Genomic DNA, 25,246 nt, shown 5'->3' with positions numbered 1-25,246 from the left:
GACTGTCCACAATGGCCGACCTGGGGTTCAAGGGGAACACGGTCCGCCGGCTGCGTGAGGTCCACGTGGTGGCGGCGGAACTCGGTGTGGCGCAGGGGGTCGGCTGGGCTCCCGCGCACCACGGCGAGCTGCTGCAGGGCACCTTCGCCGACGACGGCACGACGTCCGAAAGACGGACATACCGTGCGTTGGTGACGTTGCCGCTGCCGCACCTGGGCAGCCGGGCCGTGTTCCACCCGAGCCAGGACCACTGGGGCGTGATCGGCACCCCGGAGCTGGCCAAGGTCCGCCGTGCCGCGGTGCGGGCGCTGCGCGAGTTCGGCGGCCGGCCCGGCACGGCCAAGGGCGGCCAGATCGAGATCACCAGCGACGTGCCGCGCGGGATCGGGATGGGCTCGTCGACCAGCGACGTCACCGCGACCATCCGCGCGGTGGCCGACTACCACGGCGTTTTCCTGACCCCCGAGGAGGTCGGCAGGCTCGCGGTGGCCGCGGAGTGCGCGTCGGACTCGATCATGATCGACGACCGGGTGGTGCTCTTCGCCCACCGCGACGGCCGGGTGCTCGAGACGTTCGGCCCCGCGCTGCCGCCGATGATCGTGCTGGGCTGCGACACCGATCCGGGCCGCGAGGTCGACACGCTGGCCATGCGCCCGGCCGAACACGACGACCACGAGGTCGCCGTGTTCGGGGTGTTGCGGGCGGCGTTGCGCCGGGCGATCGCGCTCGGCGACGTCGGCCTGCTCGGCCGGGTCGCCACGGCGAGCACGGTGCTCAACGAGCGCTACCTGCCCAAGCCGCGGCTGGCCGAGCTCCACGCGCTGCTGCGCAAGCACGGCGGGTGCGGCATCCAGGTCGCGCACAGCGGCACGGTGGCCGGGCTGATCTTCCCGCCGGACGCGCGCGACGCGGCCCTGCGCTGCCGGGATGCCGTGCGGGCCATGGGTTTGCCGATCACCTGCCTGATCGGCCTCGACGAGACGACGACGGAACGGGAAATGGTGACGGCGTGACTGTTCGGTCCGCGTTCGAAGAGGCCACCGACGCCTACCGGTTGCCCCGGCTGGTGCGTCTGGGACCCAACCTGTACGGCGCCGCGTTCACCCTGATGAAGATGGTCCCGGCCCGGCACATCATCCGCAAAGCCTTGGCGGACGGGCAGATCGGGCCGGACACGGTGATCATCGAGACCACCTCGGGCACGTTCGGGCTGGCCCTGGCCATGCAGGCCGTGCACATCGGCCGCCGGCTGGTGCTGGTCAGCGACCCCGTCATCGACGAGCGGCTCTACCGGCGGCTGACCGCGCTCGGCGCCGTGGTGGACCGGGTGCCCGCCGAGGCGGGTCTGGTGCCGGGCGGGTTCCAGCGCGCGCGGCTCGACCGGCTCGACGAACTGCGCGGCGAGCACGAGTCGACCTTCTGCCCGGAGCAGTACACGAACCCGGAGAACCCGCGCTCCTACGCGTCGGTGGCGGAGCTGATGGTGGAGGCGCTCGGCCAGGTCGACTGCGTGATCGGGCCGGTCGGCTCCGGCGGGTCGATGTCGGGCACCACGCGTTACTTGCGTTCGGTCACGCCGGAGTGCCGCGCGGTCGGCGTGGACACCCAGCACAGCATCCTGTTCGGCCACCCCGACGGCAAACGCGAGCTGCGCGGGCTCGGCATGAGCCTGATGCCCGCGAACCTGGACCACACCACGTTCGACGACGTGCACTGGGTCTCGGCGGCGGCCGCGTACCAGTCCACGCGCGCGCTCTACGCACAGCACGCGTTGTTCATGGGACCGACGAGCGGCGCGTCCTTCCGGGTGGCCGACTGGTACGCGCGGACCAACCCCGACCAACTCACGGTGGTCATGCTGCCCGACGAGGGCTACCGCTACACCGACACCGTCTACAACGACGAATGGCTTGCCGCGCAAGGGCACCTGACGCCGTCGTTGCCGCCCGAGCCCGACGTCGTGACCGACCCGACGGTGCCGGCGGACGGCGGCTGGCAGACCTACCATTGGGGGCGCCGCGAGCACCCCGACGTGATCGCCCTGGCGGTGCCGTGACGAGCACCGGACGGCTGACCGGCACGATCGGACCCCGGACCCGCCGCGTCGTGTACGGCGAGGTGAGCCTGGACGAGCTGCCGCTGCACGTGCGGGTGGACCGCGCGCACATCGCGATGCTCACCGCGCGGGGGCTGATCTCGCCGCACGCGGCCGCGGAGTTGTTGCGCTGCATGGACGAGCTCACCGCCGAGGGCTTCACGCAGCTGCGCGACCGGCCGGCGCCGCGCGGGCTCTACCTGATGTACGAGGGGTACCTGATCGAGCGGCTCGGCCCGGACATCGGCGGCGTGCTGCACTCCGGTCGCTCCCGCAACGACCTCAAGGCGACGATCACCGCGCTGCGCCTGCGCGACTGGGTGCTGGAGTTCGGCGAGCAGGCCGTGCGGCTGCTCGGCGTGCTGCTGTCGCGCGCCCGCGCGCACCGCGACGTGCTGATGCCGGTGCACACGCACTTCCAGGCCGCCATGCCGATCACCTACGGCCACTACCTGCTCGGGGTGGCCACGGCGGTGGCGCGCGACCTGGACGCCCTGCGCGCCGCGGCCGACGGGCTGCGGGTCTGTCCATTGGGCGCCAGCGCGGTCGCGGGCACCGACCTGCCGATCGACCCGGCGCACACCGCGCGCCTGCTCGGCTTCGACGCCCCGGCCCGGCACGCGCTCGACGCCGTGGCCAGCCGGGACGTCGCGTTGCGCATCCTCGGCGCGGCCGCCGGCCTCGCGGTCACGCTCAGCAGGCTCGGGGCGGACCTGCAGCTGTGGAGCAGCGCCGAGTTCGGGTTCGTGACGTTCCCGGACCGGCTGGTGGGTGGCAGTTCGGCGATGCCGCAGAAGCGCAACGCGTTCCTGCTGGAGCACGTGAAGGCGAAGCCGGCGCAGGCCCTGGGCGCGTGGGCGGCGGCCGCGTCGGCGATGTCGGCGATCCCCTTCACCAACTCGATCGAGGTCGGGACCGAGGCGGTCGCGAGCGTGTGGCACGGGCTGGCCGCGTGCGTGGATTCGGTGCTGTTGAGCCAAGTCGTGGTCAGTGGCGCGCGGCCGGTCCCCGAACGCATGCGCGCACGGGCCGAGGCGGGCTTGACCGCGGCGACGTCGATCGCCAACCGGCTGGTGCGCCACGGCGTGCCGTTCCGCTCGGCGCACCAGCAGGTGGGCGCGGCGGTGCGGGCGGCGATCGAGGCCGGGTCGACCGACCTCGCGGCCTTCGGACCGCCGGGCTGGTTGGACGGGGTCGGCCTGGAGGACCTGGACCTGGCGGCCTTGGTGCGCGCGCACGCCTACGGCGGCGGGCCCGGCGACTTCGACGAGCCGCACGCCGACGCCGTGGGTGCGTGGGCCGGGCGGCGGCAGTGGCTGGCCGACTGGCGCGCGGCCGGGCGGGCGGCCGACGAGCAGCTGGCGGAGGAAGTGGCGAAGCTGCTGGTGCCGGCATGAGCGTGATCGTCTTCGTGGAGAGCAACACCACCGGGACCGGCCGGCTGTTCTGCCGTCGCGCCCGGGAGTTCGGGCTGCACCCGGTCCTGCTCGCCAAGAACCCGGCGCGCTTCCCCTACGTCGAGGCCGACGGCATCGAGCACCACGTGGTCGACACCGACGACCCGGCCGCGGTCCTGGCCGCCGTCAAGGGCCTCGACCGGCCCATCGTGGGCGTGGCCAGCAGCTCCGAGTACTGGGTGGCCACCGCGGGCGAGGTCGCCGCGGCGCTGGGGCTGCCGCACCCGGATCCGGACGCCGTCCGGGCCTGCCGGGACAAGGCCCGGCAGCGGGCCACCCTGCACGCGGCCGGGGTGCCGGGCGCCGAGTTCGCGGCCGCCCGCACGCCGGACGAGGCGGTCGGGCACGCCGAGCGGATCGGGTTCCCCGTCGTGGTCAAGCCGGTCGCGGGCTCGGGTTCCGTGGCGACCCGGCTGTGCCGCACCCCGGACGAGGTGCGGGGCGCCGCGCGGCTCGTGCTCGCCAGCGACCCGGCCGAACTGGGGCTGCCGCCGCAGGACGCGGTGCTGGTCGAGGAGTACCTGGACGGTCCGGAGTTCTCCGTCGAGACGCTCGGCACGCAGGTCGTCGGTGTCACCGCGAAGCACCTCGGGCCGGCGCCGTGGTTCGTCGAGGTCGGCCACGACTTCCCCGTCGACGAGCCGGTCGGGCCGACGGCGGTGGCCGCCCTGAGGGCCCTCGGGCTCGGGTGGGGCGCGGCGCACGTCGAGGTGCGGGTCACCGCCAGCGGGCCGCGGATCATCGAGGTCAACCCGCGGCTGGCCGGTGGGATGATCCCGCGGGTCATCGAGGCGGCCACCGGCATCGACGTGATCGCGCACGTCGTGGCGATCGCCGCGGGCCTGCCGCGACCGGCCGCACCGGCGCGAGCGGGGCACGCCTCGATCCGGTTCCTGGTGGCCGAGCGCTCCGGCGTCCTCGACGAGGTCGCCGGGCTCGACGAAGCGCGGGCCGCCGACCACGTCGTCGAGGTCGAGCTGACCAAACCCGTGGGCACCGAGATCACCCTGCGGCACAGCTTCACCGACCGCTTGGGCTACGCCATCGCCGCCACGGACGAGACCGGCAGCGGTAGCGTCGCCGCACGCGCGGCGGAAGAGGCCGTGCGGACCGTGCGCGCACACGTCGCGCCGATCTCGTTCGCAGCGGAAGGCACAGCAGGCTGATGGGTTTCGAACATCACGGACGCACGTACCGGCTGGACTGGTCCGACGTCACCATCCGGGAGTGGGACTGCACGGTCGTGTGGTCCGACCCGGCCGACCCGGAGGCCGGCATCGTGCTGGACCGCTCGGCCTTCTACCCCGGTGGCGGCGGCCAGCCGCCGGACCACGGCGTCCTGCTCTGGGAGGGCACCCAGACCCGCATCGTCGGCACCCGCAAGGGCGACGACTTCTTCCTGCTCCCGGCACCCGGCGACCCCGTGCCGCCGACCGGTACTGCCGTGCAGGGCGCCATCGACGACGATCGCCGGACCAGCCTCATGCGCACGCACTCGGGCCTGCACGTGTTGTGCGGCACGGTGTTCCGCGACTACGGCGCGCTGGTCACCGGCGGCAACATGGAGCCCGGCGAGGCACGGATGGACTTCAACCTCCCCGAGCTGCCGCCGGGCTTCAAGCAGACCCTCGAGGACGCCGTGAACGCGGAGATCACCGCCGACCGGCCCATCGAGGTCAAGTACATGCCGCGCACCGAGGCCATGGCGATCCCCGACATCGTGCGCACCCAGGACGTGCTGCCGCCCGAGGCCGACGAACTGCGCCTGGTCGACATCGTGGGCCTCGACGTGCAGGCCGACGGCGGCACCCACGTGGCCTCCACCAAGCAGATCGGCCGCCTGCAGGTCTACAAGGTCGAGAACAAGGGCCGCCAGAACCGCCGGGTGCGGATCAGAATCGTCGACTAAGGAGTGCCATGAACAGGTCGGTGGCCGTGATCGGCGTCGGCTCGCGCGGGGTCGGCGTGCTCGAACGGATCGTGTCGCTCTCGCGGCTGACCGACCGGCCCGCCCCGCTGCGGGTGGAGCTCATCGACCCGCGGTGCGACGGCGCGGGCGTCCACGCCACCGACCAGCCCGACTACCTGCTGCTCAACACCACCGCGGGCGCGGTGTCGCTCTTCCCCGACCACCACACGGTCGGCGACGCGGTCAGCCTCGCGGGGCCGTCGCTGCTGGAGTGGGTCACCGACCGCGGGCTGCGGCTGGGCGAGGACGGCTTCACCGTGAGCCACACCGGCCGCCCGATCCGGTCGACCGACTTCCTGCCGCGCCGGGTGCTCGGCGAATACCTGGGCTGGGTGCTCGACGAGGTCATCGCGGCGGCGCCACCGCACGTGACGATCACCCGGCACGCGTCGGCCGCGGTCGACCTCACGCCGGCCGCCGACGGCGACCTCGAGGTCACGCTGGCCGACGGCGAGGTCGTCCGGGTCGCGCAGGCGTTCCTGACCACCGGCTACACCGCCAACGCCGACCGGACGCCCAAGCCCGGCATGCTGCCCGGGCCCTATCCCCTGCCCGGCGTGCTCGACTGCGTGGCTCCCGGGCAGGCCCTCGCGATCGGCGGGCTCGGGCTCTCGGCCATGGACGTGATGTCCGCGTGCACGGTGGGCCGCGGCGGCCGGTTCGTGCCCGACGGCGACCGGCTGCGGTATGTCCCGAGTGGACGCGAGCCCAAGCTGCTCTTCTCCTCCCGCACCGGCGTGCCGTGCCGGGCGCGGACCAAGGTGGTCGAGTTCGGGCCGAAGTACCAGCCGCTGGTGTTCACCGAGGCGGCCATCGACGCGTTGCGGGCCGAGCGCGGCGGCCCGCTGGACATGGTCAAGGACGTGCTGCCGCTGGTGTTCACGGAGATGCGGATCGCGCACCGCCGCCGCCTGGCCGCCATGGCCGGCACCGAACTCCGATTACCCCACGAGGACATACCGGCGGCCCTCGACGAACTCGACCGCAAGCACGGCGCCTTCGACCCCATCGCCGCCTTCGACGGCTCGACCGGCATGCCGCTCGACGACAGGGCCGCCTACCAGGACTGGTTCGCCGACGTCGTCGCCGCCGACCTGGCCGAGGGACGGCGCGGGCTCACCGGCAGCCCAGTCAAGTCCGCTTTGGACATCCTGCGCGACCAGCGCGACATGTTCCGCTACGTCTGTGACTTCGGCGGCCTGACCCCGGAATCGCTCGACGAGTTCACCGCGTCCGTCGTGCCCGCGATCAACCGGGCCGTGGTCGGGCCGCAGTTCGAGCGGCACGAGGAACTCCTCGCCCTGATCGCGGCCGGGATCGCCGAGGTGCCCTTCGGGCCGTCGCCGGTGGCCACGCCACAACCCGACGGCCGGTGGCGGATCGCGTCGACGATGCTCGCCACGCCGCACACGCGTGACGTGGACTGGGTGCTGCCCGCCCAGACACCGCTGCCCGCGGTCGCCGCGTCGGCCGACTCGCTGCTGGTTTCCTTGCACCGCAAGGGGTTGATCCGCCGGTTCCGGCCCGACAGCGCCCTGGTGCCCGGCGTCGACGTGGACGCCGACCAGCACCCGGTCGGCGCCGACGGCCGCCCCGAGCGGCGGATCCGGGTGCTCGGCCCGCTCTGCGAGGGCGCCACCTTCTACAACAACCTCGTCCCCTCACCCGGCATGTGGTCCCGTCCGGTCGCCGACGCACACCGCTGCGTCGTCGCCGCGCTCGCCGACCTGCCGGCCGCTGAACCCCTGCTGACCGCAGGTACAACTTTGCTGACCACCGCCCCGGAAGTGACCACATGACCGAAGAAGTCGGCCACGCCGGCGTTTTCCAGACGTTGCGCGAGACCTCCGCGTCGGTGCACTACGTGCTGCTCGGCGTCTTCATCAACCAGTTCGGCGCGTTCCTGCGCACGTTCCTGGTGCTGTACCTGACCACGGCACGCGGGTTCAGCGCGGGCCTGGCCGGTCTGGCCCTGGGCTTCTACGCGGTCGGCTCCATCTTCGGCTCGCTCCTCGGCGGTGCCCTGGCCGACCGCATCGGTCCACGGTGGACGATCGCCGGGACGATGAGCACGGCCGCGTTGTTCACGTTGTCGGTGACGTTCCTCAGCGCCTACCCGCTGATCGTGGCGGCCGCCGTCATCTCCGGCGCGATGACCAACGCGTCGTCCCCGGCCGCGTCGTCGCTGCTGCTGGGCATGGTGCCCAAGGCGCGCCAGGTGATGGTGTTCGCCATGTACCGCACCGCGTTGAACGCGGGCGTCGTGATCGGCCCGCTGGTCGCGGTGTGGCTGTCGACGATCTCGTGGAACCTGGTGTTCTACGTGGACGCGGCGACCGCGGTCGGCTACGCCCTGATCGCCGCGCTCAAGCTGCGCGACCGCGACGCGGCGCCCGCCGCGCCCGACACCGCCGAGGACGGCTCGCCGGTGCGCCTGCGCTCCCGCTACGCGACGATGCTGCGTGACGGGCGCTACCTGGCGTACCTGGGCCTGATGCTGGCCAACGGGCTGGTGCACATCCAGTTCTGGGTGGTGCTGCCCTTGATGGTCGTGGCCGAGGGCTACCCGACCTGGGTGTACGGCGCGGCGATGGGCACCTCGGCGTTCGTGGTGATCAGCTGCGAGCTGCTGGTGACCAAGGCGACGCAGAAGTGGCCGGCCTGGCTCTCGGTGATCGGCGGCTGGGTCCTGCTCGCCGTCGGCTACGGCGCCTTCGGCTTGCCGGGTGGGATCGCCCTGGTGTTCGCCGGGACGCTGATCGCGGTGGTCGGCCAGATCATCGGCGGTCCCGCCGCGTTCGCCTATCCTGGCAAGGTGGCACCGAAGCACGCGATGGGCCTCTACGTGTCCGGGGCGCAAGCCATGTTCGGCACGGGGTACGCCCTCGGGCCGATCATCGGCGTGTTCCTGTGGAACTCCGTGGGCAAGGGCTTCTGGGGCCTGGTCTTCCTGTTCGGCATGCTGATGGTGGGGCCGGGCATCTGGGGCCTGCGCGCCGACCGGTCCGAGACCCCGAAGGCCTCCGACGACGTGGTCGCGGAGCCTGCCGGGTGACGTGGTGGTCGCAGCCGGGGGCGCGCGGGTGGCGGTGCGCCCCGGCGCCGGACGTGCTCGCGTTCCACCGCTCGCTGCCGGAGTACGCGCCGACGCCACTGGTCTCGTTGCCGGTGCTGGCTTCGGCCTTGGGGGTCGGACGGCTGTTCGTCAAGGACGAGTCGTCGCGGTTCGGGCTGCCCGCGTTCAAGGTCCTCGGCGCCTCCTACGCGATGCACAAGGCCGTGACCGGGCCCGTGTCGCACGTCGTGACGGCGACGGACGGCAACCACGGTCGCGCGGTGGCGTGGATGGCCCGGCGCATGGGGCTGGCGTGCCGGGTGCTGGTGCCGGCCCCGGCCGCCGCTTCGGCTCCCCTGATCGCGGCCGAGGGCGCGGACGTGCGGGTGGTCCCGGTCGGCTACGACGAGGCCGTCCGCATGGCCGCGGCCGAGGACGGGCTGCTGGTGCAGGACACCGCGTGGCCCGGGTACGAGCAGATCCCGCAGTGGATCGTCGACGGGTACTCGACGATGCTGCGGGAGATCGACGCGATCCCGGACCTCGTCCCGGACCTCGTTGTGGTGCCGATGGGCGTCGGGTCGCTGACGCAGGCGGTGATCACGCACTACCGCAGCGGCACCGTGCGCCCGGCCCTGCTCGGCGTCGAGGCGGAGGTGGCCGCGGGCGTGCAGGCCAGTCTGCGCGCCGGACGCCTGGTCGATGTGTCCACAACGGACACCGTGATGGCCGGGCTCAACTGCGGTACGACCTCGTCGCTCGCCTGGCCTTACCTGCGCGACGGCCTGGACGCGGCGGTCACGGTCACCGATGCGCAGTCACTGGCCGCGTCCGACGAGCTGGACGAACTCGGGGTCTCCAGCGGTCCGTGCGGCGCGGCGACGCTCGCCGCCGCGCGCGCCGCGCTGGCGGGCCACCGGGCCGAACTCGGGCTCAGCCGGTCCAGCACGGTGGTGTTGCTCAGCACCGAGGCGAGGCGTCAGCAAGGACCCGTGTAGCGGTCGTCGAGGTAAGCCTGCTTGGCCGCCTCGTCCCGCGCGGTGCGCAGGAACCGCGACCACGCGTTCATCTCGTAGGCGACCGCGCCGAACTCCCACACGCACGCCACTTCCTTGTGGTGCTTCAACGGCAGCACCTGGTACGCCTCACCCTCGTTCGCCACGTACACCGTCGACCACGCCTCGTTGGCGTTGCGCCAGGTCCACACGATCAGGAAGTAGAACGACTCCCCGCACAGGTGGTGGACCACGAACCCCAGGTCGCCCGAGATGGGCAACGCCCCGGAAGCCGCCTCGGCGCGCAGGAACTCCAGCGACGACGCGCGCCACGCGTCCGGCACGGTCCGGTGGCCCTCGCGGATCTCGTACCACTTCAGGTAGGCGTCGTCGGTGACCAGATCGGATTCGGGCAGCGGGGTGATCTGCTTCTCGTAGTGCTTGTAGTCGGCGGGGACGTCACCGAGCGCGTCGAGGTTCATGCGCCGAACTCTGCCATGTGCTTGATCGCCTCGGTCGACATCGGGAAGACGACGGTGCTGTACGCGGCCATCATGGCGCCGACCGGCTCGTCGTACTGCTCCCACTCGGGCTGCTCGTAGAGCGAGGCGCCGAGTTCGGTGCGCTGCTTCTCGTCGTCGAACGCGCGCAGCAGGTAGTAGGTGTCCTCGTCGTAGAGCGAGGGACCGTGTGCGACCACGGTGATGCCGATCTTGCGCATCAGCGGCACCGTGCCCTCCCGGCTGACCCGGTCGAACTCCTCCCGCATGCCCGGCTTGACGGTGAACAGGCGGAGTTCGAGCAACTGCGCATCGGCCACGGGGGTCCTCCCGATCTTGTTGGTGCCACAACGAAAGCGGGCACGAAGGCAATGTCTATCAGGCGCGGTCGGCCCGGCATAGCGGCCAACTGTCGTAGTGCTCCACTACGCTCCCAGCCGTGACCTCCGTGCCCACCGCGACACCCCCGCCGTCCATGGCCGGCCTGCAGCACGCCGTCGACGAATTCGGCGCCTACCAGGGGCCGGAGAAGTCCTGGCTGGCCTTCACCGCGGCCACCGCGCCCGCCGCGGATTTCACCCGTGCGGCCCATCGCAAGGCCGCCCACACCTGGCTCAACGCCTGGACCTGCCGCATCCGGTACCCCCGTCCGGGCGAGCCGGACGTCTTCGGCGCCGGCCTCTCGGCGTGGTGGCGCACGTGGCGGACTTCCTTGCCGCCCATGGATGTCTCGCTTTCCGAGCTGTCCGACGCGCAGGTCGCGGCGGCCGGCGACTGCTTCGCCGCGTTGACGGCGAGCCCGGCCGCGCAGACCAAAACGGTGCGAACGTTCGGTCCCACCGCCGCGTCCAAGTTGATGTATGCGTTGCGCCCCAAGGCGTTACTGCCGTGGGACGAGATGATCGCCACAACCCTGCACGGCACCCGCGACCGCGCGGCCTACGTGGCGCACCTGCGGCTGGCCCGGGCGTGGGCGCAGGCATTGCTCACGGAATCAGGGGTTGACGAAGACGCTCTGTGCGCACGCTTGGGCCGTCCGGGTCGAACACTTGCCAAGTTGCTCGACGAATACTGTTATATCGTGTATACGCGCGATGCCGGTAAATAAGTAAACACAGCAGAATCGAGCCACCACGCATGGTTACCGGTGATGACGTTCGGCGTATCGCCCGCCCTCTTCCGCGAACCACGGAAAGGGTTGTTCAAGATCGATTGAAGTTCTACATCGGTCGAATCGTTTATCTGGCATTGTCACCCGATGAGACCAGTATGGGTTTCGCCTACCCGAAGGAGGAACGCGCTGGGCTGATTGCCGCGGAACCGAACAAGTTCCAGCTGCCCGCCCGGTCCGACCTCCGCTACAACTGGGTACGCGCTGAGCTGGCCGAACTTGATCCGGACGAGCTCGAGGAGCTGATCACCGAGGCGTGGCGGATGTGCGTGCCCAAGCGCGTCGCGGCCGCGTACTTCGACGAAAACGGATGAATCCGCTCCGGGGTCCACTAGCCCGGACAGGCGTACCGAAGATGACCCGAACTGCCCTGCGCACGGCCCTCGAGCGACCGTAGAGTGACGGCGACGCGGCACACTTCGTCCCGCCCCGGAATGTCGCCGACACCTGAAGGCGATATCCGGAACGTGCCATTCCCACCACACCATGGAGAGGCGCTGTCCGCATGCCCAGCTTGACGCGCACCGAGGCCGCCGACCGCAGTGCCTTGTTGACGATCGTCTCTTATCACGTCGACCTTGATCTGAGTACCGGCCCGGAAGTTTTTCGCGCCACGACCACGATCGTTTTCGATTCCGGTGACCAGTCGCGGTCGACCTTTCTGGACGTGCGCCCCGAGACGCTGCACTCGATCACCCTCAACGGCGTCGAGCTCGACCCGGCGGCGCTGAGCGACGGCCGGTTCCCGCTCACCGGCCTCGCCCAAGGGGATGGGACACAGCACAACGAGCTTGTCGTGGTGGCCGACATGGCCTACTCCACCACCGCGCAGGGCCTGCACCGGGCGGTCGATCCCGCCGACGGCAAGGTCTACGTCTACGGCTCGGTGTTCCTCGACCACGCGCCGCGGGTGTTCGCCTGCTTCGACCAGCCGGACCTCAAGGCACCCATGACGTTCGTGGTCACCGTGCCCGAGGACGACTGGCAGGTGCTCGGCACCGGTGTCGCGACCAAACGCGCCGACGGCCGCTGGGAGGTCGTGCAGGAGGTCGGCCAGGCCACCTACCTGACCACGATCGTGGCCGGCCCGTACGCCTCGTTCCGCACCGTGCACGACGGTGTGCCGCTGGGGCTGCACTGCCGCGCGTCGGTCGCCGACGCGGTCGGCGCGGACGCCGACGAGATCTTCCGGGTCACCGGGCAGTGCCTGGACGAGCTGCACCGCCTGTTCGGCATCCGCTTCCCGTTCCCGTCCTTCGAGCAGGTCTTCGCGCCCGAGTTCAGCTTCCTGTCCCTCGACCACCCGGGCTGCGTGCTGATCAAGGAGCTGTACCTGTTCACCACGCCGGTGCCGCGCAGCGAGCACGAGACGCGGGCCGTGGTGATCGCGCACGGGCTCTCACTGCAGTGGCTCGCCGGGCTCGTCACCAACTCCTGGTGGAACGACGTGTGGCTGAGCCAGGCCTTCGCCGACTACATGGCGCACCGGGTGCCGAGCGAGGTCACCGAGTTCACCGGCCCGCTGACCACGTTCGCCGCGCGGCGCAAGGGCCAGGCCTACGTCGCCGACCAGCGGCCCTCGACCCACCCGGTGGCCATCGAGGGCAAGGACGCGCTGAGCGCGCTGCTCGACCTCGACCGGATCTCCTACTTCAAGGGCTCGTCGGCGCTGCGCCAGCTGGCCACGCACCTGGGTGACGACAAGCTGCGGGCGGCCCTGCGGATCTACTTCGACCGCCACGCCTACGGTTCGGCCACCTACGACGACTTCAACGCGGCGCTGTCGGAGGCCGCGGGCCGCGACATGACCGACTGGTCGCGGCGCTGGCTGATGACCCCGAACGTGACCACGCTGGGCGCCGACCTCACCATCGCCGACGGCAAGATCACCGCCGCCGCGATCACCCAGGACGTGCCCGCGTCCCACCCGGTGTACCGCCCGCACACCCTCGACGTCGGCCTCTACGGTCCCGGCGACACGCACGAGACCGTCCGCGTCGACGTGGACGGCCCGCGCACCGAACTGCCCGCCCTGGTCGGCCGGCCGGCGCCGGATCTGGTGCTGGTCAACGAGAACGACCGCACCTACGCGAAGATCCGCTACGACGCGCGGTCGCTGGCCGCGTTGCCCGAGCGCCTCCCGGAGCTCGAGTCGATCAACCGCGGCATGGTCTGGTGCACGCTGCTGATGGGTGTGCAGGACGGCACCGTGACACCGGCCGAACACCTGGCCCTGGTGTGCGACATGGTGGCCGCCGAGACCGAGCTCTCGATCGTGATCGAGGTGCTGGAGCAGGCCCGCATCGACATCGCCGACCGCTACCTCGACCCCGCGTTGCGCCCGGAGCTGATGGTGCGCGTCGCGGATGCCTGCCGGGACCGGCTCACGCGCACGACCAAGGACGACGAGCTCGGCATGCCGTTGCTGCGCGGGCTGATCGAGTTCACCGCCGACACCGGCGAACTGCGGGGCTGGCTGAACGGCACAGCTCTGCCCGCGGGCATCGAGCTGGACGTCGACCTGGCATGGCGGATCCGCTACCGGCTCGCCGTGCTCGGCGCGTTCGACGAGGCCGCGATCGAGGCCGCCTACCAGGCCGACCCGACGACGCAGGCGGAGGCGTTCGCGGCGAAGTGCCGGGCGGCCCGGCCCGACGCGGACGCCAAGGCGGCCGCGTGGCAGGCCATCACCGAGGACGCCACGCTCTCCAGCTACCGGCTCTGGGCGCTCGCCGAGGGCTTCTGGCAGCCCGAGCAGCACGCGCTGACCGAGCCGTACGTCGCTCGGTTCTTCGAGGAGATGCCGAAGGTCGCCGGAGTGCACAGCGACAAGGTGCTGGACACGCTGGTGCTGTGGCTCTTCCCGCGCTACGCGGCGAGCCCGCGCACGCTGGAGCACGCGGAGAAGTTCCTCGCCCGCGAGGACCTGCCGCTGGCGCTGCGCCGCCGGGCCGCGGACCAGACCGACGACTTGCGTCGCGTCGTCAGCACGAGATGAGGAGCGTCGCCGTCGTGGGTGCCGGTGTCGCCGGTGCCCTGCTCACGCTGCGCCTGGCCGAGGCCGGGGTGCCGGTGGACCTGTTCACCGGCACCCAGCCTGACGATGCTGACGCCACCAGTGCGTCCGGTGGCCTCGTGCGGGGCTACGAGCCCGATCCGGCCGCCGCCGCGCTGGCCGCGGCCGGCATCGCGGAGTTGCGTTCGGACCCGCGGATGCGGAGCTGGGCCGACTTCGCCGAGATCGGCTCGGTGTACGTCACGCCGGTGTCGCAGCCGCCGGTCGCGGCGGCCGTCGACCAGGTGCTGACCCGGCTGCCCGGGTCGCTGCGCCTGGCCGAACCCGCGGAGCTGCCGCTGCGCGGCGTGCCCGAGGGCGCGGTCGTGGTGCGGGAACGCCTCGCCGGGTTCATCCGCCCGGGCCGCCTGCGCGCGAATGTCCTCGCCGCGTTGCCGGGTCTCGGCGCGACCGTCCACACGCGACGGATCACGGCCGTGTCCGGCGATGCCGTGCGCGCCGGCGCCGAGGGCTTCGACGGTTACGACGCGGTGGTCGTCGCGGCGGGCGCGTGGACGCGGGAACTGGTGCCGGGCACCGAATCCACCACGCGCCAGATCCAATACGGCCTCTACCCCGTGCGGGTGGCGGGGCTGCCGTCGTTCGTCGACGAGACCAGCGGGCTCTACGGCCGTCCGTACGACGGCGGCCGGATGTTGTTCGGGCTGAGCAGCGACCGGTGGGGGCTCCCGCCGGAGCAGATCAGGCCCGACGAGGAGCTGTCCGCGCGGGTGACCGCGTGCCTCGGCGAGCGGCTCGGCCTCGACGTCCAGCCCGAGCAGGTGGTCGCGTCGTTCGACTGCTACACCGAGCCCGCGGGGCTGCGGTTGCGGCGGGTCGGGAACGTGCTGACGTTCACCGGCGGCAGCGGCGGCGCGGCGAAGACCGTGCTCGCGGCGAGCCGGGTGGCCGCGCGGGAGCTGGTCCCGGTGCTGGAGGGGGCACGGTGATCCTCGGCATCGACCACGTCGGCGTGGTGACCGAGGACGCGGCCGCGGTCGGCGCGTTCCTCGACGCCCTGGGCATGACGCGCACGGAGGACGGCACGGCGCCGGACTACGGGGTGTCGTGCGACTTCTGGCAGTTCTCGCCCGCGGCCGCCGAACCGGCGGTCGAGGTGGTCGCGCCGATCGCGCCGGACGCGGCCGTGCACGACTACCTGGGCAACAACGGGCCTGGTCTCTACCACGTCGCGTTCGAGGTGGACGACCTCGAAGGCGAGCTGTCCCGGTTGCGGCGCAACGGTTTCATCCCGATCGACCGGGAGCCGTGCCGGGGTGCGCGCCCGGGGATGCGGGTGGCGTTCCTCTACTTGCCCAAGCCCGCGGCGTTCCTCGTGGAGCTCGTGCACTACCCGACCCGCAGGCGAGGGTGAGCGCGTCAAGGCTGATCGCGCTCACCCCCGCGCGCTCGTCACTTGACTCGGGCGCCGGCTTTCCAGACACCCGTGATGTGTTCGGGACGAGCCAGCGTGCCGAGGTCGTCGAGCGGGTTGGCGTCGAGCACGATCACGTCCGCGTCGTACCCGGCGACCAGTTGGCCGGACTTCGGCGCCTGCGGGCCCAGGGTCTGGGGGCCGGTCGCGGTCGCCGCCTCGATGGCCTGCAGCGGCGACATGCCGAGCTCGCCGAGCAGCACCGGCTCCCGGCCGTTGCGGCCCCACGAGTTCAGCAGTTCGCGGCCGGTCAGCGCGATGTCCGAACCGGACGCGACGGTCACGCCCGCCTCCATCGCCATGGTGACCGCCTCGGCGTGCCGGTCGATGGTCGCCTTCAGCTTGCGCACGGCGTAGTCGGGCAGCAGGTGCGAGTTGTCCTGCAGCTCCATGAAGATCGTCCGGGTCGGCACCAGGATCGCGCCGGTCTCGCGCATGGCGTCGGCGACCTCCGCGTCGAGGTAGGTGCCGTGCTCGATGGTCTTCACGCCCATCTCCAGCGCGGTCATCATGCCGGACTTGCCGTGGCAGTGCGCCGCGACGATGCGGTCGGCCATGCCGGCCACCTCGATGATCGCGGCCAGCTCGGCCCTGGTGAACTGCTGGTGCTCCGGACTGTCCATTTCGGACAGGACACCGCCGGAGACCGCCACCTTGATCAGCCGCGCGCCCTTGCGCAGCTGCTCGCGGGCCGCCTTGGCGCACTCGGCCGGACCGTCGCACAGCCGCAGCTCGCCGCCGAGGTGACCGAAGTCCTCGATCCAGTCCAGGGGGTAGGTGTGCAGGTCGGCGTGACCGCCGGTGACCGAGAGCGCGATCCCGGCCGAATACACCGAAGGCCCGGCGATCGACCCCTCCTCCAGGGCCGGCACCAGGTTGATGCCGAGCCCGCCGACCTCGCGCACCGAGGTGAAGCCGGCGTCGAGCGCGTCCCGGAAGCACCGCACGACCCGGGCCGCGCGCAGCGCGATCGTCTCCTGCGGCATCACGTCGAGGTCCGGCGACCTCAACCCCATGAAGTGGCCGTGGCAGTCCCACAGCCCCGGCATGACCGTGTTCACCTGCACCGGCGTGACGTCCGGAGTGGGCGGTGCGCCCGCGGCGGGCCCGGCGTAGTCGATCACCGGGCCGTTCAGCACCACGACGGCGTTCTCGACCGGCGCGCCTGAACCTGGAATTAGCCTGTCTGCCTCAATACGTTCCACCATGGCTTAAGACAACCAAAATACCCATGCTCTGGCAACGATACATTTAGCGAGGTGCGCCGATTGGCCTAGAACTTAACCGCCGCTGCGCCAAACGGTCGGACCTCGTACGACCGCGTAACGGGTAACCATATTCCATTCGGCGGCAGGCGTCCCCATTTACCACTGACCGCGTCGGGTGCATATCACGGCGCGGGTTCAGCCATGCGCGAAGCGTGGCGAGCCGAGACTGCGACCTGGGATTTTGTTGTCACACAACCGATCCAGGAGACCTTGCGGACAGTTCGCAAGAATGCGTAACGCTTCCGCTGAGTCATGGGGTGCTACCGAAAGTACTACCCCCTTCTGGCGTAGTGACGACTACCCACAGCTCCGGTAGAAATGATGACGGCCAGCCAAACGGCCGATATAGATCACCAGACCGCGCGGACGAACGCGGCCGGTAACTCCACTCGGTTCAGGCGTTTCCGACGCCTGCGCGAACGCGCGGCGAAACTCATTCACCGAGCGCGGACAAACGCGTCCAAAAGACGAATCACAAATAATCCGGCGTTGCCGGGACGGGAGCATCAATGACTGAGCCACTCGTGGAGTTCGGCATCGCCGGCTTCGGCTACGCGTTCGGCGAGGACCAGGACGTCGCGACGGTGGCGGGCGACTACGTCGACGACCCGGAGCGGCCCATCAAGTGGGGATACCACACGTTCCACCGGGCGCCCGACGGCGTGACCGCCTCGAAGATGGCCGCGACCGCGGCCACCAAGGCGCTCAGCGAGGTCGGCATCGGCGCGGAGCAGCTCGACCTGATCGTGGTCGCCGCCTCGGAAATGCCCGAGTACCCGTACTGGGACACCTCGGCGGCGGTCGCCCGTGAGCTGAAGATCGCCACCACGCAGACCCTGCTGCTCAACGAGGGTTGCGCCTGCGGCGTGACCGGGATCGGTTACGTGGCCGGCATCATGGCCGTCCAGCCGGAGATCGAGACGGTCATGTTCATCGCGGTCAACCGGGTGAGCGAGTTCCACCGCAACCGGATGAACGTCAACAACTCCGTGCACAGCGACGGCGCGGTCGCCACCATCTGGCGCCGCGGGCACAAGGAACTGCAGTGGCTGTCCACCGAGCAGTTCACCGACCCGGAGTTCTGCGACTGGTTCCGCACCGACTACGGCGGCATGGTCGAGCCCGTGCCGCCGCAGGGCTGGTCCAGCCGGCAGTCCCCCGCCGGGCACGTGGCCGTGCAGGCGCACTTCAAGAAGGAGCCGGCCCGGCTGATCGCGTTCTCCCAGCAGCTCGAGCAGCGGGTGGTCGACGTCGTCGACGGCGCGCTGAAGCGGGCCGGGCTCACCCGTGACGACCTCAAGCACCTCATCTACATCAACGACGCGCCGGACGCGATCGAGGACATCGCCAAGCCGCTGGGCATCTCCCTGGAGCACACCAACGCGAACCTGTCGGTCGGGCACGGTCACATGGGCGCCGCCGACCAGCTGATCGCGCTGGGCCAGCACCTGCAGCGCGGTGAGATCCGCTCCGGTGACGTGGTCGCGCTCTGCGGCATCTCCATCGGCATGCGCTGGTACTGCACGCTGGTCCGGGTCTGAGGGGTCGAATCCGAAGTGACCACCATAGGGGAAACGCTGACCGGGGCCGACCTGCTCGCTGCCTTGCGCCAGTCCTTGTCGGACGCGGAGCAAGGCGGCGTGCCGGGACCGGCGTTGCGCACGGCGCTGCTGCGCTGCGACGACCCGCTCGTGCTGCGCAAGGCGGCCAAGACACTCGCGAAACTGCCGCTGGACAACGGTTTGCGTGCGGCCAAGGTCTGCATCCAGGCCACGTGCACGATCGGCAGCTTCGCGCCGCTGCTGCGCGCACAGCTGGTGGGCGCCGGCATCGCGCCGGAGCTGGAGTCCGGCCCGTACGGCCGGTTCGAGCTGACGATGGCCACCGCCGACTTCAGCGAGCACGACGTCGTGGCGTGCCTGCTGGACGAGAGCTACTTCCTGCCGGACGAGTGGGACACCCTCGACCCGGCGGGGCTGGGAAAGCACGTGCGGGCGCGGTTGGAGGAGCTGCGGGGCATCCTGCTCGGCGCGGTCGAGCGGAGCAGCACCTCGTTCGTCCTGCACACCCTGCCGCTGCCCGCCCAGGTGCGGGACAGCTTCATCAGCTGGTCCGGGCGGGCGGCGGTATCCCAGGCGTGGCACCGGCTCAACGCGGACCTGCTCGCGCTGGCCGAGGAGAGCAGGCAGCTCGCCGTGGTCGACCTGGTGGGCATCCTGGCCGACCAGGCCGTCGCGGCCCGCGACGACCGGATGTTCCGCTACGGCGACATGCCCTACACCGACGATGCCCTGCTGGCGCTGGCCAAGCAGGTCCGGCGGTTCACCCAGGCCAAGCTGGGCCTGTCCCGCAAGGTCCTGGCCCTCGACCTGGACAACACCCTCTGGGGCGGGGTCCTCGGCGAGGTCGGGGCGGCGGGCGTGCAGCTGGGCGGGCTGTACCCGGGCAACTGCTACACGCAGCTGCAACGAACGGCGCAACGCCTGCGCGAGCAGGGCGTGATCCTGGTGCTGGCGAGCAAGAACGACGCCGAGCTGGTCTCGGAAGCCCTGCGCGAACACCCCGAGATGCTGCTGCGTGAGGACGCGTTCTCCGCGACCGCGGTGAACTGGGCGTCCAAGGCGGGCAACATCGAGGCCGCGGCCGAGTCGCTTTCGTTGAACACCAACAGCTTCGTGTTCCTCGACGACTCGCCGTTCGAGCGCGGGCACGTCGCCGACGAGCTGCCCGAGGTGGCGGTGCTCGCCGCCGACGGCGACCCGGCCAACGTGGTCCGCACGCTGCTGCGCGACGGCTGGTTCGACGTGCTGGAGCTGACCGACACCGACCTCAAGCGCCCTGAGCTCTACCGGACCCGGGCCAAGCGGGCCGACTTCGCCGGTGGCTTCGGGTCCTCGGAGGACTACCTGGCCGCGCTGGAGATCCGCCTCGCCGCGGAGGAAGCGACCAGCTACACCATCGGCCGCATCGCGCAGCTCGGCGGGCGCAGCAACCAGTTCAACCTCACCGGCATCCGCCCGGACGAGGCCGAGACGAAGCGGCTGGCCGAGAGCGACGACCACCTGGTCGCGTCGTTCGCGGTGCGCGACCGGTTCGGCGACGAGGGGATCATCGGCGCCACCTGGGTCGAGTGCGGCGCGGACCGCTGGGACGTGACCAACTTCGTGCTCAGCTGCCGGGTGCTGGGCCGCGGCGTGGAAATCGCCGCCGTGCACTGGATCGCGGACAAGGCACGCGCGGCCGGGGCGAAGACCCTGCGCGGCCGGTTCGTCCCGAGTGGACGCAACAACATCTGCGCCGACCTCTGGACCCGTTCGGGTTTCACGGAAATCGAAGACGGCGTGTTCGAACTCGACCTGGGGGCGGACGCCGAAGGGGCGTCCCGATCGCCTCGCTGGATCATTGTGAATGGAGAAGATGCTTGATGGACGACTCGGTTTCGGTACGGGACTCCGTGCTGGACATCCTGAGCGGGGTGCTCGACATCGAGGTCGGCGACCTGCTCACCCAGCCGGTGCTGGCCGCCCACGAGTGGGACAGCATCTCGTCGCTGGAGGCGTTTGCCGCCCTCGAGCGCCATTTCGGCATCGAACTCGACCTGCGTGCGTTCCACGCGACCCGCACCGTCGACGACCTCGTGCGGCTGGTCGACAAGACCCCCGCACAAGCGTGAATCCCCAAAGACCTTGGAGAGACAAGTGAACCACCAGCAGGTTGAACTGTTGGCGATCGGTGCGGGGCCGGCGAACCTGGCCCTGGCCGTTGCCTTGGAAGAGATGGCTCCCGCGGAACTCGCCGAGCGCTGTGTCGTCGTCGAGCAGTACGACGACATCGTGTGGCAGCGCGGGATGCTGCTGCCCTGGGCCCAGAGCCAGGTGTCCTTCCTCAAGGACCTGGTGACGTTGCGCAACCCGCGCAGCAAGTTCTCGTTCCTGAACTACCTGCACTCGCAGGGCAGGCTGGACGAGTTCATCAACCTCGGCACGTTCACCCCGTACCGCCAGGAGATCTCCGGGTACCTGCAGTGGGTCGCGCACTCGCTGACCAAGGTGAAGGTGCAGTACGGCCGCAAGGTCGTGTCGGTCGACGCGGACACCACCGCGGACGGGACCGTGCGCGGCTGGCTGGTGGGCTTCTCCGACGGCGCCACGATCGCGTGCCGCGACCTCGTGGTCGGCGCCGGCCGCGACGCCCACGTGCCCGAGGTGTTCGCCTCGGTGTCCAAGGAGAAGGTGATCCACTCCACCGAGTACGCCTTCCGGGTCACCGAGCTCGACGAGCAGGCGGAGCACCGGATCGTGGTGGTCGGTGGCGCGCAGAGCGCCGCGGAGATGCTCTGGTCGTCGCACCAGCGCTTCCCCAAGGCCCAGCTCACCATGGTGATGCGCTCCATCGGCCTGAACGGCTACGAGAGCAGCAAGTTCACCAACGAGCTGTTCTACCCGTCCTTCGTCGACGAGTTCCACGGCGCGCTGCCCGAGGCGCGCGAGCAACTGCTGCGCGAGATGCACCGGACCAACTACTCCGGGCTCGCCCCGCACATGCTCGAGAACCTGTACCGCGAGATGTACCTGGAGAAGCTGCACGGCAAGGAGCGGCTCGCCATGATCACCATGGCAGAGATCGTGGACGCGCAGACCGACGGCGACGAGGTCGTGCTGACCTTGCTCGACCGCAAGTCGGGCGGTCGCAGCGAGTTGCGCTGCGACGTGGTGATGCTGGGCACCGGCTTCGTCAAGGAGATGCCGAGGGTGGCGCAGAACCTGGCCGCCGAGGTCGGCGCGAGCGCCGTCGCCGTGGACCGCAGCTACCGGATGCAACTGCCCGAGAACGTCACCGGCCGCGTGTACCTGCAGGGCGTGAACGAGGCGACGCACGGTATCGCCGACTCGCTGATCAGCGTGCTCGCCGCGCGTTCCAGCGAGATCGTCGCCGACCTGCTCGCCGGGCGCCAGACGCGCGAGATCGCGCGCAACGGCGTCGAGCCCGCGCCCGCCGTCGCCCAGTCGCTGTAGAGGAGTGCTCAGATGATGGAGATCCACCCGCTCGACCGGGAAAACCTCAAGCCCGACAACGGTTTGCGTGCGCAGCGGCTGCTGCCGTGGGAGCTGCTGAACGCGCCGTTCGAGGCCTCCTGGTGCGTCGTGCACCCGGGTGCGGAGTCCGGCGCGCACGGCCACCACGAGTACGAGATCTGGGTCGCGATGACCGGCGCGGCCGAGATCATCACCGACGCGGGCACCACGCCTTTCGTCGCGGGCGACATCGTGCACTTCACCCCGCACGAGCGCCACCAGGTCGTGAACAACGGCGATGCCGACTTCCAGTTCTACTCGATCTGGTGGGACGCCGAGATGGGCGAGCGGTTCGCCGCGCGCCACGCGGAAACGGCGGAGAAGGCGACCACATGACCGACGCCACCCGGCCGGTCGTCATCATCCCGGCGACGCCGACCTCCAACGGCGACCTGCACGTGGGCCACCTCGCGGGCCCGTACCTGTCGGCCGACATCTACGCCCGCTACCTGCGGGCCACCGGCCGCCCGGTCGTCTACACCACGTGCACGGACGACAGCCAGAGCTACGTGATCACGTCGGCGAACCGGCTCGGCCTGCCCAAGCAGGTCCTCGTCGACAAGTCGACCAGCGAGATCGGGCACACCTACGAGGCCATGGGCGCGATGCTCGGCAACGTCAACCGGGGCCTGCCGCCGATCGACGACACGTACCGCGAAACCGTGCAGCGCTTCGTGACGGAGCTGCGCGACGCGGGCAAGTTCGAGAAGCGCACGCTGAAGATGCCCTATGCCACCAAGGCCGGCATGTACCTGTACGACGGCCTGGTCAGCGGCGTCTGCCCGGCCTGCTACGCGGGCAGCTGCGGCGGGGTCTGCGAGGGCTGCGGGCACCCGAACAACTTCGACGAGCTGCTCGACCCGCGGTCCACAATGGATCCCGACGACCCGATCGAGATGCGGGAAGTCACGATCTACGTGCTGCCGCTGGAGCGGTACCGCGAGCGGCTGACGGCGTACTACGCCGAGCACGCCGCGGTGTGGCGCCCGCACCCCAAGCAGCTGATCGACGAGCTGCTGTCCGGGCCGTTGCCGGACTACCCGGTGACCGTGCCCGGCACGTGGGGCGTCGACTCCCCGTTCGAGGACACGCCCGGTCAGATCGTGTACCCGTGGATCGAGGCCATGCCGGCGTCGATCTACAGCACGTGGTGGTCGCTCGGCGCGACCGGCGACGTGGACACGCCGTGGCTGGCCGAGACGAACCCGGAGCTGATCTACTTCCACGGCTTCGACAACGTGTGCCACTGGGGCGTGCTCGACCTGGTGCTGCTGATGGCCCACGACGGCAAGTACGTGCTGCCCTCGGCCAACGTCGTGAACGAGTTCTACGACCTGGACGGCGAGAAGTTCTCCACCAGCCGCGGCCACCTGGTGTGGGGCGCGGACCTGCTCGCCGACGTGCCGCGCGACCTCGTCCGGTTCTACCTGGCGCTGACCGGTCCGGAGTTCCAGCGGACCAACTTCAACCGCTCGACCATGGACCACATCACCACCACCCGGTTGGTGCGGCCGTGGAACGAGCTGGCGGAAGCGGTGGAGCGTGCGGTCGCCGACCTGCCGGACGGCACGGTGCTGCCGACCACCGAGCGCGGCCGCGGCCGGGCCCGCGCGGTGATCGAGCGGGTGAAGCTGTGCTTCCGGCTCGAGCACCTGAGCCTGGGCCGCGCGGCGGAGACCGTGCTCGCGCAGGTGGGCCGGTTGCGGGCCGCGGTGTCTGATGTGGACAGCAAGGAGGCGCTGGGCGACCTGATGCTCGAGTTGCGCACCTTGCTCGCGTGCGCGTCGCCGTTCTTCGTGGACACCACCGAGGGGATCACTCCGGACCTCGACGCGGAACTCCCGCACGAGATCGCGCCGGTGCGCTTCCCCGCCCTCCCCACGATCGAGTCAGGAACCAACCCATGAAGCTGCTCACGATCGAGACCCGGCAGTACCTGAAGTACTACCACTCGCGCTACCAGCAGGTGCTCGACCTCGGCGTCGACCTGTACGTGCTCAACGGTGAGGGCACGGAGGACTTCTGGCCGGCCGAGAAGTACCGGCTGGTCGGCAACAAGAACCTCGACGAGATGATCGCCACGGCCAAGGAGTGGCACGCCACCGAGCACTTCGACGGCGTGATCACCTTCTCCGAGGCCGCGGTGGTCGCCGTCGCGGCCATCGCCGAAGCCCTCGGCCTGCCCGGCATCGGTGTCGAGGCGGCGCTCAACAGCCGCAACAAGTTCCTGATGCGCCAGTCGCACGAGAAGGCGGGCGCGCCGATCCCGAACTACCGGCTCGTGCACGACCTGGCCGAGGCGAAGGCGACGGCGAACGAGTTCGGCTACCCCGTCATCATCAAGCCGACCCTGGGCGCCGGCTCGCACCTGGTGTTCAAGGTGCACGACGACGCGCAGATGGACGAGCGGTTCACCCAGGCCCACGAAGGTCTCAAGAACCTGTTCTGGGTCAACTCCGAAGCCGACGGCATCGACATGGGCCCGGTCGGCATCCTGGTCGAGTCCTTCTTGGACGGTCGCGAGTTCCTGATGGAAGCGCTCGCGTGGGACGACGAGGTGTACCTCGGCTCGTTCGTCGACCGGATCACCATGGAGGGCGACAACTTCGACGACGACATCCACCACGCGCCGACCAACCTGTCCCCCGAGGACATCAAGGCCGTGCAGGAGACCGTGAAGGCGGGCGCGCACGCGCAGGGCCTGCGGCGCAGCGCCATGCACGCGGAAGTCCGCTTCCACGAGGGCAAGCCGTACCTGCTGGAGATCGCGGCCCGCGTCGGTGGCGGTGGCCTGGACATGATCGCCCGCATCACCGCCGACTACGACCCGATCGCCGCGGTGGTCGACGTCGGGCTCAGCCGCAAGCCGAACGTGCGCCACTTCACCCCGACCGGCGTGCACACCGCGTCCATGTGCCTGATCTCCGACGCGGGCGTGGTCGAGAAGGTGAACGTGCCGGACGAGGTCGCGAACTCCGACCGCGCGTTCCTGCTGAAGATCACCGCCAGCAAGGGCGACCTGATCCGCAGGCCACCCGACGGCAACACGATCATCGGCTTCCTCGGCACGACCGGTGAGTCCGAAGAGGACGCCGTGAACCTGATGAACGACTTCGCCGAGAAGATCACCGTCGACTTCCAGTAGCGCGCCGGCCAACCCGCTGCCCACAC

The 25,246-nt window shown here is 70.5% G+C and carries 23 protein-coding genes; 20 read left to right on the top strand and 3 right to left on the bottom strand.

Features of this window, described 5'->3' with window-relative positions; all coding sequences use genetic code 11:
• Window positions 1–11: 11 nt before the first annotated feature.
• From EV186_RS31165 to EV186_RS31130, 8 genes are read left to right on the top strand one after another with little or no spacing between them, the layout of a single operon-like run.
• Window positions 12–1,013 (top strand): GHMP family kinase ATP-binding protein, encoded by a 1,002-nt coding sequence (locus EV186_RS31165; RefSeq protein ID WP_133853031.1) that lies wholly within the window; start codon window positions 12–14, stop codon window positions 1,011–1,013.
• A complete protein-coding gene (locus EV186_RS31160; RefSeq protein ID WP_243754380.1) occupies window positions 1,010–2,056 on the top strand; it encodes a PLP-dependent cysteine synthase family protein in 1,047 nt (348 codons plus the stop codon). Before EV186_RS31165 ends, EV186_RS31160 begins: the two co-directional genes overlap by 4 nt.
• On the top strand, window positions 2,053–3,492 hold the full coding sequence (gene argH, locus EV186_RS31155; protein WP_133853030.1) for an argininosuccinate lyase: 1,440 nt from the start codon (window positions 2,053–2,055) through the stop codon (window positions 3,490–3,492). The genes EV186_RS31160 and argH overlap by 4 nt, the downstream gene beginning before the upstream one ends.
• The gene (locus EV186_RS31150) at window positions 3,489–4,718 is read left to right on the top strand and encodes an ATP-binding protein (RefSeq protein WP_133853029.1); all 1,230 of its coding nucleotides are present in this window, start codon (window positions 3,489–3,491) and stop codon (window positions 4,716–4,718) included. The genes argH and EV186_RS31150 overlap by 4 nt, the downstream gene beginning before the upstream one ends.
• The gene (locus tag EV186_RS31145; RefSeq protein ID WP_133853028.1) at window positions 4,718–5,461 is read left to right on the top strand and encodes an alanyl-tRNA editing protein; all 744 of its coding nucleotides are present in this window, start codon (window positions 4,718–4,720) and stop codon (window positions 5,459–5,461) included. The genes EV186_RS31150 and EV186_RS31145 overlap by 1 nt, the downstream gene beginning before the upstream one ends.
• Before the next feature lie 8 nt (window positions 5,462–5,469).
• Window positions 5,470–7,320 (top strand): FAD/NAD(P)-binding protein, encoded by a 1,851-nt coding sequence (locus EV186_RS31140; protein WP_133853027.1) that lies wholly within the window; start codon window positions 5,470–5,472, stop codon window positions 7,318–7,320.
• Window positions 7,317–8,576 (top strand): MFS transporter, encoded by a 1,260-nt coding sequence (locus EV186_RS31135; protein ID WP_133853026.1) that lies wholly within the window; start codon window positions 7,317–7,319, stop codon window positions 8,574–8,576. Before EV186_RS31140 ends, EV186_RS31135 begins: the two co-directional genes overlap by 4 nt.
• The gene (locus tag EV186_RS31130) at window positions 8,573–9,574 is read left to right on the top strand and encodes a pyridoxal-phosphate dependent enzyme (RefSeq protein ID WP_243754379.1); all 1,002 of its coding nucleotides are present in this window, start codon (window positions 8,573–8,575) and stop codon (window positions 9,572–9,574) included. The genes EV186_RS31135 and EV186_RS31130 overlap by 4 nt, the downstream gene beginning before the upstream one ends.
• On the opposite strand, the gene EV186_RS31125 is transcribed toward EV186_RS31130, so the two are convergent.
• Window positions 9,556–10,053 (bottom strand): hypothetical protein, encoded by a 498-nt coding sequence (locus EV186_RS31125; RefSeq protein ID WP_133853025.1) that lies wholly within the window; start codon window positions 10,051–10,053, stop codon window positions 9,556–9,558. The two genes, EV186_RS31130 and EV186_RS31125, sit on opposite strands and share 19 nt — an antisense overlap.
• Window positions 10,050–10,391, bottom strand: coding sequence for an NIPSNAP family protein (locus EV186_RS31120; RefSeq protein WP_133853024.1), 342 nt, complete (start codon window positions 10,389–10,391; stop codon window positions 10,050–10,052). The genes EV186_RS31125 and EV186_RS31120 overlap by 4 nt, the downstream gene beginning before the upstream one ends.
• A 119-nt stretch (window positions 10,392–10,510) precedes the next feature.
• Between EV186_RS31120 and EV186_RS31115 the strand changes: the two genes are divergently transcribed.
• The 5 genes from EV186_RS31115 (at window position 10,511) to EV186_RS31095 (ending at window position 15,672) form a co-directional block, all read left to right on the top strand.
• On the top strand, window positions 10,511–11,179 hold the full coding sequence (locus EV186_RS31115) for a hypothetical protein (RefSeq protein ID WP_243754378.1): 669 nt from the start codon (window positions 10,511–10,513) through the stop codon (window positions 11,177–11,179).
• Window positions 11,180–11,208: 29 nt separating this feature from the next.
• Window positions 11,209–11,556 carry an MmcQ/YjbR family DNA-binding protein gene (locus EV186_RS31110; protein ID WP_133853023.1) on the top strand — a complete coding sequence of 116 codons (348 nt, stop codon included), beginning with the start codon at window positions 11,209–11,211 and terminating at the stop codon, window positions 11,554–11,556.
• Window positions 11,557–11,747: 191 nt separating this feature from the next.
• On the top strand, window positions 11,748–14,240 hold the full coding sequence (gene pepN, locus EV186_RS31105; RefSeq protein WP_133853022.1) for an aminopeptidase N: 2,493 nt from the start codon (window positions 11,748–11,750) through the stop codon (window positions 14,238–14,240).
• A gap of 14 nt (window positions 14,241–14,254) precedes the next feature.
• Window positions 14,255–15,247, top strand: a complete 993-nt coding sequence (locus tag EV186_RS31100) for an FAD-dependent oxidoreductase (RefSeq protein ID WP_166659403.1) — start codon at window positions 14,255–14,257, stop codon at window positions 15,245–15,247.
• The gene (locus tag EV186_RS31095; protein ID WP_133853020.1) at window positions 15,244–15,672 is read left to right on the top strand and encodes a VOC family protein; all 429 of its coding nucleotides are present in this window, start codon (window positions 15,244–15,246) and stop codon (window positions 15,670–15,672) included. Before EV186_RS31100 ends, EV186_RS31095 begins: the two co-directional genes overlap by 4 nt.
• Window positions 15,673–15,710: 38 nt before the next feature.
• Here the strand turns inward: EV186_RS31095 and EV186_RS31090 are convergent, their stop codons facing one another.
• Window positions 15,711–16,874, bottom strand: a complete 1,164-nt coding sequence (locus EV186_RS31090) for a metal-dependent hydrolase family protein (RefSeq protein WP_243754377.1) — start codon at window positions 16,872–16,874, stop codon at window positions 15,711–15,713.
• Window positions 16,875–17,509: 635 nt separating this feature from the next.
• On the opposite strand from EV186_RS31090, the gene EV186_RS31085 reads away from it, so the two are divergent.
• The 7 genes from EV186_RS31085 to EV186_RS31055 are packed head-to-tail and all read left to right on the top strand — an operon-like array spanning window position 17,510 to window position 25,220.
• Window positions 17,510–18,541 carry a 3-oxoacyl-[acyl-carrier-protein] synthase III C-terminal domain-containing protein gene (locus tag EV186_RS31085; protein ID WP_133853018.1) on the top strand — a complete coding sequence of 344 codons (1,032 nt, stop codon included), beginning with the start codon at window positions 17,510–17,512 and terminating at the stop codon, window positions 18,539–18,541.
• 15 nt (window positions 18,542–18,556) lie between these two features.
• Window positions 18,557–20,425 carry an HAD-IIIC family phosphatase gene (locus EV186_RS31080; protein WP_133853017.1) on the top strand — a complete coding sequence of 623 codons (1,869 nt, stop codon included), beginning with the start codon at window positions 18,557–18,559 and terminating at the stop codon, window positions 20,423–20,425.
• A complete protein-coding gene (locus EV186_RS31075) occupies window positions 20,425–20,673 on the top strand; it encodes an acyl carrier protein (protein WP_133853016.1) in 249 nt (82 codons plus the stop codon). The genes EV186_RS31080 and EV186_RS31075 overlap by 1 nt, the downstream gene beginning before the upstream one ends.
• A 25-nt stretch (window positions 20,674–20,698) precedes the next feature.
• Window positions 20,699–22,015 carry a lysine N(6)-hydroxylase/L-ornithine N(5)-oxygenase family protein gene (locus EV186_RS31070; RefSeq protein WP_133853015.1) on the top strand — a complete coding sequence of 439 codons (1,317 nt, stop codon included), beginning with the start codon at window positions 20,699–20,701 and terminating at the stop codon, window positions 22,013–22,015.
• A gap of 12 nt (window positions 22,016–22,027) precedes the next feature.
• Complete coding sequence (locus EV186_RS31065; protein WP_208115866.1) at window positions 22,028–22,411, top strand: cupin domain-containing protein; 384 nt, start codon at window positions 22,028–22,030, stop codon at window positions 22,409–22,411.
• Window positions 22,408–23,982 (top strand): class I tRNA ligase family protein, encoded by a 1,575-nt coding sequence (locus tag EV186_RS31060; RefSeq protein WP_133853014.1) that lies wholly within the window; start codon window positions 22,408–22,410, stop codon window positions 23,980–23,982. The genes EV186_RS31065 and EV186_RS31060 overlap by 4 nt, the downstream gene beginning before the upstream one ends.
• On the top strand, window positions 23,979–25,220 hold the full coding sequence (locus EV186_RS31055; RefSeq protein ID WP_133853013.1) for an ATP-grasp domain-containing protein: 1,242 nt from the start codon (window positions 23,979–23,981) through the stop codon (window positions 25,218–25,220). Before EV186_RS31060 ends, EV186_RS31055 begins: the two co-directional genes overlap by 4 nt.
• The last annotated feature ends 26 nt before the right edge of the window (window positions 25,221–25,246 follow it).

The organism is Labedaea rhizosphaerae (assembly GCF_004362825.1).
GTDB lineage: Bacteria > Actinomycetota > Actinomycetes > Mycobacteriales > Pseudonocardiaceae > Labedaea > Labedaea rhizosphaerae.
Note: the sequence above shows the minus strand (reverse complement) of the source record. Positions and strands in the feature narration are given on the sequence as shown.

What these genes read in the sequence shown, in the direction of transcription:
- EV186_RS31135 (WP_133853026.1), top strand. Translation starts at nt 7,317, where the DNA reads ATGACCGAAGAAGTCGGCCACGCCGGCGTTTTCCAGACGTTGCGCGAG.
- pepN (WP_133853022.1), top strand. Translation starts at nt 11,748, where the DNA reads ATGCCCAGCTTGACGCGCACCGAGGCCGCCGACCGCAGTGCCTTGTTG.
- EV186_RS31075 (WP_133853016.1), top strand. Translation starts at nt 20,425, where the DNA reads ATGGACGACTCGGTTTCGGTACGGGACTCCGTGCTGGACATCCTGAGC.
- EV186_RS31145 (WP_133853028.1), top strand. Translation starts at nt 4,718, where the DNA reads ATGGGTTTCGAACATCACGGACGCACGTACCGGCTGGACTGGTCCGAC.
- EV186_RS31140 (WP_133853027.1), top strand. Translation starts at nt 5,470, where the DNA reads ATGAACAGGTCGGTGGCCGTGATCGGCGTCGGCTCGCGCGGGGTCGGC.
- EV186_RS31085 (WP_133853018.1), top strand. Translation starts at nt 17,510, where the DNA reads ATGACTGAGCCACTCGTGGAGTTCGGCATCGCCGGCTTCGGCTACGCG.
- EV186_RS31150 (WP_133853029.1), top strand. Translation starts at nt 3,489, where the DNA reads ATGAGCGTGATCGTCTTCGTGGAGAGCAACACCACCGGGACCGGCCGG.
- EV186_RS31125 (WP_133853025.1), bottom strand. Translation starts at nt 10,053, where the DNA reads ATGAACCTCGACGCGCTCGGTGACGTCCCCGCCGACTACAAGCACTAC.
- EV186_RS31110 (WP_133853023.1), top strand. Translation starts at nt 11,209, where the DNA reads ATGGTTACCGGTGATGACGTTCGGCGTATCGCCCGCCCTCTTCCGCGA.
- EV186_RS31065 (WP_208115866.1), top strand. Translation starts at nt 22,028, where the DNA reads ATGATGGAGATCCACCCGCTCGACCGGGAAAACCTCAAGCCCGACAAC.
- EV186_RS31060 (WP_133853014.1), top strand. Translation starts at nt 22,408, where the DNA reads ATGACCGACGCCACCCGGCCGGTCGTCATCATCCCGGCGACGCCGACC.
- EV186_RS31165 (WP_133853031.1), top strand. Translation starts at nt 12, where the DNA reads ATGGCCGACCTGGGGTTCAAGGGGAACACGGTCCGCCGGCTGCGTGAG.
- EV186_RS31055 (WP_133853013.1), top strand. Translation starts at nt 23,979, where the DNA reads ATGAAGCTGCTCACGATCGAGACCCGGCAGTACCTGAAGTACTACCAC.